The organism is Gammaproteobacteria bacterium, assembly GCA_016200485.1.
Classification (GTDB): domain Bacteria; phylum Pseudomonadota; class Gammaproteobacteria; order Tenderiales; family Tenderiaceae; genus JACQEP01.
The window spans coordinates 1-12,076 of record JACQEP010000019.1 but is presented as its reverse complement, the minus strand read 5'-3'; the positions used below and the strand labels follow the sequence as shown (position 1 = coordinate 12,076).

The window sequence follows — 12,076 nt, the reverse complement described above, 5'->3', positions numbered from 1 at the left end:
CTCCTGATTCATCCGATAGTTAATTAACAGCCTGCTGAAAAACAACACTATCCGCTTTTTTGTTAACTCAACCCTCATGAACCCATTGCAACGCTACCAGCATGACCTTGCTCACCGCGGCTTGACGGCTGATGTGGCGCAGCAAGTAGCCCTAAAGCAGCTGGAGGAGATTTTTCGTCAGTTCACGGCTACGCCAACGCGCCGCAATTGGTTTGAGCAACTCTTACAATCCGAGAACAAGCCCATCAAGGGCGCCTATCTCTGGGGCGGTGTCGGCCGGGGCAAGACCTATTTGATGGACCTGTTTTACGACAGCCTGCCGTTTGCCGAAAAACGGCGCCTGCATTTTCATCGTTTTATGCAGGAGATTCATTGGGAATTGAAAAAGCTCCCCAAGAGTCCCGATCCACTCCAAATCATCGCCAGGCGCCAGGCACAACAATTTCGTTTGTTATGCCTGGATGAGTTTCACGTCAATGATATTGGCGATGCGATGTTACTCGGCGGTTTACTGACTGCCTTGTTTGCGCAAGGCGTTACCCTGATTACCACGTCCAATATCGCACCCGATGATTTGTATCGTAATGGCTTACAACGGGAGCGATTCTTATCGGCCATCGCTGCCATTAAAGAACATACCACGACCCTGCATTTGACTGGCGAGACTGATTACCGGCTGACATTACTGGAAAGAAGCGGTACTTATCATTTGACTGGTCATTTAACTGGCGCCGGAAGCGAGCAGGAATTGCGCGCGCAATTTCAGGCCTTGGCACCCGATAGCGAACCGCAACCCCAGACACTGAGCATTCACAATCGCAACATCAATGTAAAAGCAATCAGCGATGATGTGGTCTGGTTCGATTTTGCCGCGATCTGCGAAACGCCGCGTTCAGCGGCGGATTACCTTGAGATCAGCCGCCTGTTTCATACAGTATTGATCAGCGCCGTTCCTATACTCGAGGAAGCGAAGGACGATGCGGTGCAACGCTTCATGCATTTGATCGATGCGCTGTACGATCATCGCGTCAAATTAATCATCAGCGCCGCCGCGCCGAGCACGGGGCTTTATCGCGGCCAGCGCCACCGCTTTGCCTTTCAACGGACCATCAGCCGGTTGCAGGAAATGGGCAGCGCGGCCTATCTCGCTTACGCGCACCGGCCGTAATTTTAAAAACCGCAAAAAAATCCAACGCGGAGACGCAGAGGCACGGAGAAGTGAATAAAGCTTAACCGCGAAGGCCGCAAAGTAACGCAAAGGAAATCGAAGAAATAATTATCGTTTTTGCGCTTAATATTGCCCGGTCCAATAATTGAACCCATTGCATAGCTTCGCGCTACTTTGCGGCCTTAGCGGTTATCCGCTTTTCCTCCGCGCCTCTGCGTCTCCGCGTTGGATTTTTAAATTCTCAAACAGCTACCTTCGACTGCGCCGCAACCCGCACTCCCGCCCACAACAAGGCCAGTTGCTGACGATACATGCCCGTAATCGCGGCCGAATTACCCTGGCGCAGCGCCAGCGGCACGCCATAAAAAACCGACACCAGACTCACCATCACCGTTGGCAAATGAGTATTGGGCGGTAATTCGCCAGCCTCGATGGCCTGCTGCAAGGCACCCAGCCACAGCTTGTCCAATCCCACCGCGGCAAAATCTTCGATCCCGGTTGCCTCGGGAAACGCCAACCTCCGCTCAATGGCGCTAAGTTCGGGCAGCGCGGATTTCTCCCGCTGCCGCGCCTGATGGGCAATGATCTCGGCCATCAGCCCCGGCCGCTGCTGGAATTGCTTGGCGACACGATCAAACAGCTGTCCGATCAATACCAGCCCCCAGGCCTCGCTACGGCTCGCGCCCCAGGCGAGCTCCAACAACCACAGCTGGAGGTAATAATCGAGCAGCTCGTTTTTGGTGGCAAAGTAATTGAAGAAAGTAGCCTCGGAGACCTCGGCGGCAGCGCAAACTTCCTTGACCGCGATCTCGGCCAGCGGTGCCTTTTCCAAGCGCTCGGTCGCGGCCCGCATCAGTGCCAGCCGGGTGCGCGCGTGCTTACGTTCCCGCAACGTAGGTTTTGAATTCTCTGTCATGCTCACCTCCCGCTATTAAATTTAATAAGGTTGACTTTAACTTTATAGCCCAATATAAAACTTATGTCATGCTTATTTCATGACCTTTAACTGATTGATTAAGTTACTGCAATCAGGGACGATACGATACTAGAATCAGAAAAAATCCAACGCGGGGACGCAAAGGCGCGGAGAAATGCAAAAACTTAACCTCAAGGGCAGCAAAAAGATTCAGCGAAGATTTTTATTAACCACGCCCTTACAAATCCCTCGACATCTCATTATCGCGTGTGTAGTTAGGGCTTTCTTTACCCATCCTCCGCGCCTTTGCGTCTCCGCGTTGGATTTCGATCTTTAGGTGACACATGGACGTCTTATTCAAAGCCTTTGTCGTGCTGTTCATCGTCATCGACCCGATCGGCGTGGCGGCGATCTTTGCCGCGATGACACACAACGTCAGCCCCGCCGTCCAGCGCAAGACCGCCATCCTCGGCACCAGCATTGCCAGCGGCATCCTGATCACTTTCTTTTTGATCGGCGACTGGTTGCTGCAAGTGCTGGGTATCGGCATCCCGGCGTTTCGCATCGCGGGCGGGATCTTGCTGTTCTTGCTGGCTATCGACATGGTCGTCGCCCGTCAATCGGGCCTGCGCACTGCCACCGATCGCGAACAACACGAGGCGACTCAACGCACCGACCTCAGCGTCTTCCCCCTCGCCTTCCCCCTGATCGCCGGCCCCGGGGCGATGACCACCGTGCTGTTGATGGCCTCGTCTGCCGAAACCGCCCTCACCAGCACCGGATTATTGTCGATCCTGGTGCTGGTGATGAGCATCATGCTCGTCGCCCTGCTCTTTGCGCCGAAGCTCATGCAACTGCTGGGCGAGACCGGCGCCAATGTCATCAGCCGGATGCTGGGGCTGATCCTGGCCTCACTGGCGGTGCAATATGTGTTGGATGGCATCAAAACCAGCCTGAATTTGTAATCCCTGTAAAACCATTAAACCGCCAAGGACGCTAAGGGCGCCAAGAAAATCGCAAGAATTACCAACTTCGCGTTCCTTTGCGCCCTTCGCGGTTGTTAAAGATTGTTTTCTTTGCCTCCATGTTAGAATAGCCCTCTTTTTTTGATCCCCGGATACGGAAGGCCCATGACTCAGTTCGAGCAGCTACTTCAGCAACGCATTTTGGTCCTTGATGGCGCAATGGGCACCATGATCCAGCGCTACAAGCTGCAGGAAGCGGATTACCGCGGCGAACGCTTCAAGGATTGGCCGAGCGACCTGAAGGGCAACAACGATTTGCTGGTCATCACCCAGCCGCAGATCATCAAGGAAATTCACAGCGCCTATCTCGAGGCTGGCGCCGACATCATCGAGACCAACACCTTTGGTGCGACGACGATCTCGATGGCCGATTACGATATGCAAAGCCTGGCCTACGAGCTGAATGTCGCTGGCGCACGCGTCGCGCGCGAGGCGGCGGATGCCTACACGGCCAAAAACCCGGCCAAGCCACGCTTCGTCGCCGGGGTATTAGGGCCAACTAATCGCACCGCCTCGATCTCGCCTGAGGTGAACGATCCGGGCGCGCGCAACGTCACCTTTGATGAACTGGTCACTACCTACACCGAAGCCACCAATGGTCTGATCGACGGCGGCGCCGATACGATTCTGATCGAGACCATTTTCGACACGCTCAATGCCAAGGCAGCAATCTTTGCCGTAAAGAGCGTGTTTGAAACGCGCGGCGTCGAATTGCCGATCATGATCTCAGGCACCATTACCGATGCCTCGGGCCGCACCTTGTCCGGCCAGGTGACGGAAGCATTTTACAATTCGCTCGCTCACGCCAAACCGATTTCAATCGGCCTGAACTGCGCCCTCGGCGCCGAAGAACTGCGTCAATATGTAGAAGAACTGTCACGCGTTGCGCATTGTTATGTCAGCGCGCATCCCAATGCCGGCTTGCCGAATCCGCTCGCGCCCAGCGGCTATGACGATACGCCGGAGAACATGGCCGGCCACATCAAGGAATGGGCCGAAAGCGGATTTCTGAATATCATCGGCGGTTGCTGTGGCACCTCGCCTGATTTCATCAAGGCAATTGCGGAAACGGTGAAAAACATCCCGCCGCGCAAGATTCCGAATATTCCTGTTGAGTGCCGTCTCTCCGGCCTGGAGCCGTGCAACATTGGCCCCGATTCGCTGTTCGTCAATGTCGGCGAACGCGCCAACGTCACCGGCTCCGCAGCATTCAAACGCTTAGTCCTCGAAGGCAATTACGACAAGGCGCTGGACGTCTGCCGCGAGCAAGTCGAAAACGGCGCCCAAATTATTGACGTCAACATGGATGAAGCCATGCTTGACGGCAAAAAGGCGATGGTGACTTATCTCAACCTGATCGCCTCCGAACCCGACATCTCCAAAGTGCCGGTGATGATCGATTCATCAAAGTGGGAAATCATCGAGGCCGGACTGAAGTGCGTTCAAGGCAAGAGCATTGTCAATTCGATTTCATTGAAAGAAGGCAAAGAACAATTTGTCCATCACGCCAAGTTGATCATGAAATATGGCGCTGCGGCAGTGGTGATGGCCTTTGATGAAAAAGGCCAGGCCGATACTTTTACCCGCAAAACCGAAATCTGCAAACGGTCGTATGACATTCTGGTGAATGAAGTCGGGTTTCCGCCTGAGGACATTATCTTCGACCCGAATATTTTCGCCGTGGCCACAGGCATTGAAGAACACAACAATTACGCCGTCGATTTCATCGAGGCGACGCGCTGGATTAAGCAAAATCTGCCGCACGCATTGATCTCTGGCGGCGTCTCCAATGTCTCGTTTTCGTTTCGCGGCAATAATCCAGTACGTGAAGCGATACACAGCGTTTTCCTCTATCACGCCATCAAGGCCGGAATGGACATGGGCATCGTCAATGCCAGCCAGCTGGCAGTTTATGACGATTTACCCGAAGAGCTGCGTGAACGTGTTGAAGATGTCGTGCTCAATCGTCGCCCTGACAGCACCGATCGTTTGCTTGAAATTGCCGATCAATTCAAGGGCGTAGCTCACGCCGAGAAGAAAGAAGATCTGGAATGGCGTAGCTGGCCCGTCGCCAAGCGACTGGAACATGCGTTAGTCAAAGGCATCGACACCTATGCGGTTGAAGACACCGAAGAGGCGCGTTTAACATTTGAGCGCCCAATTCAAGTGATTGAAGGTCCATTAATGGATGGCATGAATACCGTCGGCGATCTGTTCGGCGATGGCAAAATGTTTCTGCCGCAGGTCGTTAAATCGGCGCGTGTGATGAAAAAGGCTGTGGCTCATCTCATCCCCTATATCGAAGCGGCAAAGGCCGAGGGCGCCACCAAGAACAACGGCAAAATTTTGATGGCGACGGTGAAAGGCGATGTCCACGACATCGGCAAGAACATCGTCGGCGTCGTGCTGCAATGTAATAACTTTGAGGTCATCGACATCGGCGTGATGGTCCCCACCGCCACGATCCTTGAAGAAGCGCAGAAGCACAAGGTCGATGTCATCGGTCTTTCCGGTTTGATTACCCCATCACTGGAAGAAATGACGCACATCGCCAAGGAGCTGCAACGCCTGGGATTTAAAATTCCGGTGATGATCGGCGGCGCGACAACATCGAAAGCGCATACCGCCGTCAAAATCGCACCCCACTATGAGCAACCGATCGTGTGGGTGAAAGACGCCTCGCGTGCAGTAGGCGTGGCGCAAAGCCTGATCTCGCCCGAGCTGCGCAAAAAATTTGTTGCTGATCTCAATGCCGAATACGCCACTGTGCGCGCCCATCACGAGGGGCGTCAGACACAGATTCAATGGCTGACTTTGGAACAGGCGCGCGCCAACCGCATCAAACTCGACTGGGTCAACTACCGGCCCAAGGTGCCTTATTTTACCGGCGTCAAAGTCTTTGCCGATTACCCATTGGCCGAGATCGCCCCATACATCGACTGGACACCGTTCTTCCACGCCTGGGAACTGAAAGGCAGTTATCCGAAAATATTCGATGACGCCGAAAAAGGTACCGAAGCCAAAAAATTATTTGCCGACGCGCAAGACATGCTCAAGCAAATCATTGCCGAGAAATGGTTACAGGCCAAAGCCGTATTCGGCATCTTCCCAGCCAATGCCGTCGGTGACGACATCGAAGTCTATACCGATGAATCGCGAACCAAGCTGCGCACTGTGCTCCACAATCTGCGCCAGCAACAACAAAAACCGGACAACAAACCGAATCGCTGCCTGAGCGATTTTGTGGCGCCGAAAGAAAGCGGTCTCAAGGATTACATCGGCGCCTTCGCCGTCACTACCGGCGTCGGCATTGACGAGCGTGTCGCCGAATACGAAAAAAACCACGATGACTATCACGCCATTATGCTCAAGGCGCTGGCCGATCGTCTGGCCGAAGCGTTTGCCGAATTACTGCATCTGCGTGTGCGGCAGGAGTTTTGGAATTACGAAGCACCACAAGGCAGCAAATCATCAGTGGCGCCTGAACACACCGCTTGCGGCTGTGGCACATCCCACGCGCAAAAAACCAAAGCAGCCCCCAACGAACAACAACTCAATGCCCTGATCAATGAGCAATATCGCGGCATCCGCCCCGCGGCCGGCTATCCCGCCTGCCCCGATCACACCGAAAAAGATTCGATCTGGGAATTGTTGGATGCGAAGAAAAACACCGGTATCTGGCTCACTGAGGCCAAGGCCATGGTGCCGACGGCAGCGGTCAGTGGCCTTTATTACAGCCATCCCGAATCCAGCTATTTCGCCGTGGGCCGAATCAACCGCGACCAGGTGGAAGACTATGCCAAGCGCAAAGGAATGACTCTCGCCGAGGCGGAATACTGGCTGGCGCCGAATTTGGGATACAACCCAGACTAAACACACAATCCCGATTCCGGGCGACTTTTTTATGGCCAAAAAAATAGTGTAGCATCAAGACAATGGAGACTTTATTTGAAACTCTAAATCTTACCTCCGTTTGGACGAAATAATTCTTACCAGTATCTACAACCCAACAAAAGGAACGCCGACATGCAATTCGATCCTGTGGTCGCCACCGATTTCACCAGCTTCAAACCCGGACATGTGGCCACCCACGTCAAGATCGAGCAGTTGCTAACCAAGATCGGGGGCGGTGGGACAGAGGGGGCTGAATTCAAACGGCTAATCCTCAAACTTGCCGGCTGGAAGTACGATCCGATTATTGGCTTTGCCAAGCACCCTGAGACGGCGACCCAGGCCTTTAATAAGGTGCGCGAACTTTTGGCTCAGACCGAAGAAAAGAGCGCTCTTTTATCAAAACTCGGTGGCTAGCACCTGACGCAATCTGCAACTGCAAATCGCCGGCTCTGACGCTATCATTTCAGAGTTCGCCTTAGCTGGATCCCAAGCACAGTCATGGCCAAACCCTCCAATATTGATCCCCGCCGCTGCCCGTTATGTGGCGAGCCCAATGATTGTGCTTTGGCCAATCCCCGACAAAGTCAGCCATGCTGGTGCCGTGAATCACCTTTTCCCCCAACCCTGCTGGACAAAGTAGCTCCCTCAGCCAGGAAAAAGACCTGCATCTGCCGGCGTTGCGCCCAAGCCCACGCTCCTTCGACAACTAATTGAATTTAATAAATTTTATCTTCAAAACCGGGTTCCAGGCTGGACAAATCAGGCAATATCCTTCATATTGCTGCGTTCTTTTTAAATCACTTTAAGAGTTTCAATGGGGAGGGGACAGCGATGTCTGCGGTATCAAAAAACGAAAAAAATAATAGCTGGGACTTGCCTGAAGGCATGGACCCAATGCGGGTCATGCAAGTGGCGTCTGGCTACTGGCAATCCTGCGTCTTACACGCTGCAAATAGACTCGACATTTTCAATCTGCTCGACGGCAAGGCAAAAGATCTGGACACGCTAACCCGGGAAACCGGCGCTGATCGCCGCTGTCTAGGCGCATTGCTCAGCGCGCTGGTATCCATCGATTTTCTTGACCGCGATGGCGATGTGTTCCGCAACAATCAATTCAGCCAAACGTTTCTCGCAAGTTCCAGCAAGTTTTACCAGGGCGGCATCGTTTACATGTTCGAAAACTGGTATCAGGCCTGGGGCGGCCTTTATAACACGGTGAAAACCGGCATACCATCGGCGCTGATGCACCAGGAGTATAGCGACGAAGAGACACGCAATTACATGATGGGCATGCACAATCGCGCACTGTCGCAGTCTGATGTGTTGACCGACTTGTTCGATCTTTCCGGCAAAAAACAGTTGATGGATGTGGGCTGCGGCCCAGCGACCTTCGCCGTGAAATTCTGCGAGCGGTATCCCGGCCTCAATGCCATTGCCATGGATCGTCCGCAAAATTTAAAGATCGCCAAAGAAATCGTCGACAGGTATCACATGCAGGATCGCGTCAAGCTTCTGCCGGGCGACTACAACACCGACAGTCTCGGGACCGGTAATGATGCCATGCTGCTGTCGTCGATGACGAATCAGGAATCGCCGGAAAACATCAAAAAATTGCTGAAAAAGTGCTATGACTCCATGAATAAAGATGGCGTCATCATGATCCAGGAGCAGTTGTTACATGCCGACAAAAAGGGCCCGATGCTCGCCGCCCTGATCGGCGTCAATCAGATCATCAATACCGTCAGCGGCACCTCCTACTCCACCACCGAAATGGAAAAAATTCTCCGCGAAGTAGGATTCGTAGACATCAAATCCGAGCAAATGGCGCCACCCAGTCCTTTCATCATGGTCTCGGGCTACAAGCGTTGAACCCGTAGGGGCGATTCATGAATCGCCCCTGCAAATTTCCGGCCTAGTTTTTTTTGCCCATATTCCGGTCTGATCTTAAGTAATCGTTCCCACAGCCGAAATATAAGGAGAACCTGCAAAAACAACGGTTTGGAGCAACCCCATGGGCCTGGCGAAAATCAGATCAACACAGTTCAAGGTCGGCGAATCCGTCGATTGTGATATTTTCGACAACAATGGTCTCCTGCTGCTTAAACGGGGTGCGGTGATCACCTCCTCTCACCAGTTATTGCAACTCGTTGAACGTGGGCTCTACGAACAATCAGCAATGGCCGGTTCCACCGGCTCTCCACGCCGCGCAGATAAAGATGAGAACACAGAACAACCGCTACCGCTGGAAGACGACGCCAGCCCATTTTTAATGATTGAAGGTTGTGCCTTCCGCCTGGGACGGATTTTATTCAACCTGACTCAAGGGCAGCAAACCGAAAAAGGCATCCTCACCCTTTGCCGCGCCCTGGCCAAGGCCTGCACAAAAGATCAGGATGCCGCGCTCGGCGCCGTGCATTTGCTGCATGGCCATGCCTATACCACTATCCATCCCATTCACTCGGCGGTACTGGCGCATTTCCTCTGCACCGTATTAGGCACAGATGAACAAGAAACGATGGCGGTTGTTGCCGCTGCGTTTACCAGTAATATCGGCATGCTGGATTTACAGGAAACCTTGCATGCACAAACAGCGCCGCTGACCGATCCACAAAAACGCGGCATACAGAATCATCCGGCCGAAGGTGTTGCGCTGCTAAAGAAAAATGGCGTTACCAATGACTATTGGCTGAACATTGTTCTCCAACATCATGAACGCATCAATGGCGAAGGGTATCCGCAAGGCCTCAAAGGTGACGATATCGTTTATGGCGCAAAAATATTGGCGGTTGCCGATGTTTACAGCGCGATGATTTCACCCCGTGCCTATCGCGAAACCATGATCGCTAAAGAAGCACTCAAAAACTTTCTGCTCAGCAAAGGCCAGGATTACGACGAATCGCTGTCCTTGCTGCTAATCAAATATATGGGGGTGTTTCCACCGGGCTCCTTCGTCAAACTTGCCAATGGCGACATCGCCATTGTTGTCCGCCGTGGCGCCGATAGTATGTGCCCGACCGTGGCCAGTATTTTACAGCCCAATAATCAGCTCTATATGAAGCCCGTGCTCCGCGACACGCGTTCGCCAGACTTTTTAATTAAAGGCATGGTGCAGCGCAATCCACGCTTAAATCTCAATCTCCCCATGATCTGGGGCTACGTTTGATATCCCCTCTGTTTTTCCTCTAAACAAGAATTAAAAGCTTTCCAGATTGCTGCCGATATTACTTATAGGCACACCATATTTTTAAGGGGGTGTACCATGCGCTACGCCTATCCCAGCCCGCAGGATGTGGGCATCAAGATCCCGCCACACTTGGTGGAAGACCGATTTTGCTCCGGCTTTCGCCATGCTTTAGAAGGCGGCCAAATCACCAAAGCCGAGCAACTGCGCCAATCCTTCCGCGAAGGCTATCGCGCCGGCAAGCTCTTTTTACGGGAACTGCGCCGCCGCTCCGGCATCGTCGAATTTCCATTCAAGGGCAAGATCAAGTTCCGTGCCACTACGCACTAAAAAGCCTGCTTGAGACGCAAAGAAAACCTATCGCAAGTCACGAAGGCTTCACGATTGCCGCCAGGTTAAGCCGAACTAAACACCAATAAAGACATATTCTTGGTGACCTTGCGTTTTGGCTGGTTTAATCACTATTTTTTAAGCGCTTGTCTTTTATAACCACCCGCCCTACTGTTAACCGATTATGCTCGATTGGCACTCCAAAGCTCGCCTCCCCACCCCCGCCGAAGCGCTGCCCGGCCGCGCCACGCCGATGGCGATTACTAACCGGCACTACGTCAACGGCCATCTGCTACAACCGCCATTCCCTGCACACTTACAGTCAGCAGTATTTGGCATGGGTTGTTTCTGGGGCGCGGAAAAACGCTTTTGGACGTTATCAGGTGTCTATACTACCGCGGTTGGATATGCCGGTGGTTTTACGCCCAATCCTACTTACAAAGAAGTGTGCAGCGGCTTGACCGGTCACAATGAAGTCGTGCTTGTTGTTTATGATCCGGCGCACATCGACTACGAAGAACTGCTGCGCGTATTTTGGGAATCGCATGACCCGACACAGGGCATGCGCCAGGGGAACGATGTCGGCACCCAGTACCGTTCGGGCATCTACACCTTCAGCGCCGAACAAAATGCCGCCGCCCACATCACGAAAGATAAATACCAAACTGCCCTGCAAAACACCAAACGCGGCACCATCACTACTGAAATATTACCCGCCCCCACGTTTTATTACGCCGAAGACTATCATCAGCAATATTTGGCAAAAAATCCCGAAGGGTATTGTGGTCTTGGCGGTTGTGGTGTAGTTTTTCCACGATAGTAAATCACTCACTCTGACATCATCTGATCGTTTCACAGGCAACCATTCTCAGCAACTAAATTCCCGCCAGATACCGCACGCCAATTCGATATCCCTTTTGGACAATATCACGATAATAACTGGCATGGAGCGCCGTGGCATTGTCGATCATTGCAATTTCGCCCGTGCTTTCGGGTTCGTCCCAGCGCTGTTCCAGCACGATATTACTAATCACTCCTGACATGTCTTCTTTTTCAAACAGTGGCGCGGAGGCACGCACACCTTTATCGATGCCGCGCACCACATCGCCCTCTTTGATGCCTTGCAGATGGCTGACAATATTGGCGGTGAAAAGTGTTGATGCCGTGCGTGGATATCTTTGCTCGGCATCGTAAGGATCACGGGTATACATAGAGTAACGAGTAGGTTGCAAAGGATTGCGGTCGATATGAAAGCGCAAGTGAGGAAATCGGTTGCGATGTCCTTCCGAACGCACAGCGGATGTCAGATAAACATTCCTCAATATCACCGGCCCGACTCTGGCGATGATATCGCACAGCCCGCGGTTGATCGTTAGGGCGTCGTCATACAACAACACTTCAACGGGGCTTTCAAAACGAACAATCACTCCGAAATGTTCAAATCCACATTCAATCTCGGCGAGTCGGCACTCCTGTTCCAACGAACCCTGAATGAGGCTAGCGTAATGGCATGCAATTTTTTGTTTGTAATACGTGATTCCGATTTTTGCCGTGTAGGCGTT

Annotated in this window: 11 protein-coding genes; 9 read left to right on the top strand and 2 right to left on the bottom strand. The window is 52.8% G+C overall.

What is annotated here, in order from left to right; genetic code table 11:
• The first annotated feature begins 76 nt into the window (after positions 1-76).
• The gene (locus HY272_12080; GenBank protein MBI3773424.1) at positions 77-1,168 is read left to right on the top strand and encodes a cell division protein ZapE; all 1,092 of its coding nucleotides are present in this window, start codon (positions 77-79) and stop codon (positions 1,166-1,168) included.
• A 241-nt stretch (positions 1,169-1,409) separates the two neighbouring features.
• Here the strand turns inward: HY272_12080 and HY272_12075 are convergent, their stop codons facing one another.
• The gene (locus tag HY272_12075) at positions 1,410-2,084 is read right to left on the bottom strand and encodes a TetR/AcrR family transcriptional regulator (protein MBI3773423.1); all 675 of its coding nucleotides are present in this window, start codon (positions 2,082-2,084) and stop codon (positions 1,410-1,412) included.
• Positions 2,085-2,428: 344 nt separating this feature from the next.
• Between HY272_12075 and HY272_12070 the strand changes: the two genes are divergently transcribed.
• The 8 genes from HY272_12070 (at position 2,429) to msrA (ending at position 11,334) form a co-directional block, all read left to right on the top strand.
• Positions 2,429-3,049, top strand: a complete 621-nt coding sequence (locus HY272_12070; protein ID MBI3773422.1) for a MarC family protein — start codon at positions 2,429-2,431, stop codon at positions 3,047-3,049.
• 165 nt (positions 3,050-3,214) lie between these two features.
• On the top strand, positions 3,215-6,982 hold the full coding sequence (gene metH, locus HY272_12065) for a methionine synthase (GenBank protein ID MBI3773421.1): 3,768 nt from the start codon (positions 3,215-3,217) through the stop codon (positions 6,980-6,982).
• Positions 6,983-7,135: 153 nt separating this feature from the next.
• On the top strand, positions 7,136-7,417 hold the full coding sequence (locus tag HY272_12060; protein ID MBI3773420.1) for a hypothetical protein: 282 nt from the start codon (positions 7,136-7,138) through the stop codon (positions 7,415-7,417).
• Positions 7,418-7,501: 84 nt separating this feature from the next.
• The gene (locus HY272_12055) at positions 7,502-7,717 is read left to right on the top strand and encodes a cysteine-rich CWC family protein (GenBank protein MBI3773419.1); all 216 of its coding nucleotides are present in this window, start codon (positions 7,502-7,504) and stop codon (positions 7,715-7,717) included.
• Positions 7,718-7,834: 117 nt separating this feature from the next.
• Positions 7,835-8,872: a class I SAM-dependent methyltransferase gene (locus HY272_12050; protein ID MBI3773418.1), complete on the top strand. Its 1,038-nt coding sequence runs from the start codon at positions 7,835-7,837 to the stop codon at positions 8,870-8,872.
• A gap of 142 nt (positions 8,873-9,014) precedes the next feature.
• A complete protein-coding gene (locus HY272_12045) occupies positions 9,015-10,166 on the top strand; it encodes an HD domain-containing protein (GenBank protein MBI3773417.1) in 1,152 nt (383 codons plus the stop codon).
• Between the two features lie 96 nt (positions 10,167-10,262).
• Complete coding sequence (locus tag HY272_12040; GenBank protein ID MBI3773416.1) at positions 10,263-10,514, top strand: hypothetical protein; 252 nt, start codon at positions 10,263-10,265, stop codon at positions 10,512-10,514.
• Between the two features lie 184 nt (positions 10,515-10,698).
• Complete coding sequence (gene msrA, locus HY272_12035; protein ID MBI3773415.1) at positions 10,699-11,334, top strand: peptide-methionine (S)-S-oxide reductase MsrA; 636 nt, start codon at positions 10,699-10,701, stop codon at positions 11,332-11,334.
• Between the two features lie 55 nt (positions 11,335-11,389).
• On the opposite strand, the gene HY272_12030 is transcribed toward msrA, so the two are convergent.
• Positions 11,390-12,076 (bottom strand): hypothetical protein (locus HY272_12030; protein ID MBI3773414.1); only part of this gene is annotated, 687 nt, incomplete at its 5' end.

Bases quoted from the DNA above. Each gene is read 5' to 3' on its own strand.
- HY272_12080 (MBI3773424.1), top strand. From the start codon at position 77: ATGAACCCATTGCAACGCTACCAGCATGACCTTGCTCACCGCGGCTTG.
- HY272_12075 (MBI3773423.1), bottom strand. From the start codon at position 2,084: ATGACAGAGAATTCAAAACCTACGTTGCGGGAACGTAAGCACGCGCGC.
- HY272_12070 (MBI3773422.1), top strand. From the start codon at position 2,429: ATGGACGTCTTATTCAAAGCCTTTGTCGTGCTGTTCATCGTCATCGAC.
- metH (MBI3773421.1), top strand. From the start codon at position 3,215: ATGACTCAGTTCGAGCAGCTACTTCAGCAACGCATTTTGGTCCTTGAT.
- HY272_12060 (MBI3773420.1), top strand. From the start codon at position 7,136: ATGCAATTCGATCCTGTGGTCGCCACCGATTTCACCAGCTTCAAACCC.
- HY272_12055 (MBI3773419.1), top strand. From the start codon at position 7,502: ATGGCCAAACCCTCCAATATTGATCCCCGCCGCTGCCCGTTATGTGGC.
- HY272_12050 (MBI3773418.1), top strand. From the start codon at position 7,835: ATGTCTGCGGTATCAAAAAACGAAAAAAATAATAGCTGGGACTTGCCT.
- HY272_12045 (MBI3773417.1), top strand. From the start codon at position 9,015: ATGGGCCTGGCGAAAATCAGATCAACACAGTTCAAGGTCGGCGAATCC.
- HY272_12040 (MBI3773416.1), top strand. From the start codon at position 10,263: ATGCGCTACGCCTATCCCAGCCCGCAGGATGTGGGCATCAAGATCCCG.
- msrA (MBI3773415.1), top strand. From the start codon at position 10,699: ATGCTCGATTGGCACTCCAAAGCTCGCCTCCCCACCCCCGCCGAAGCG.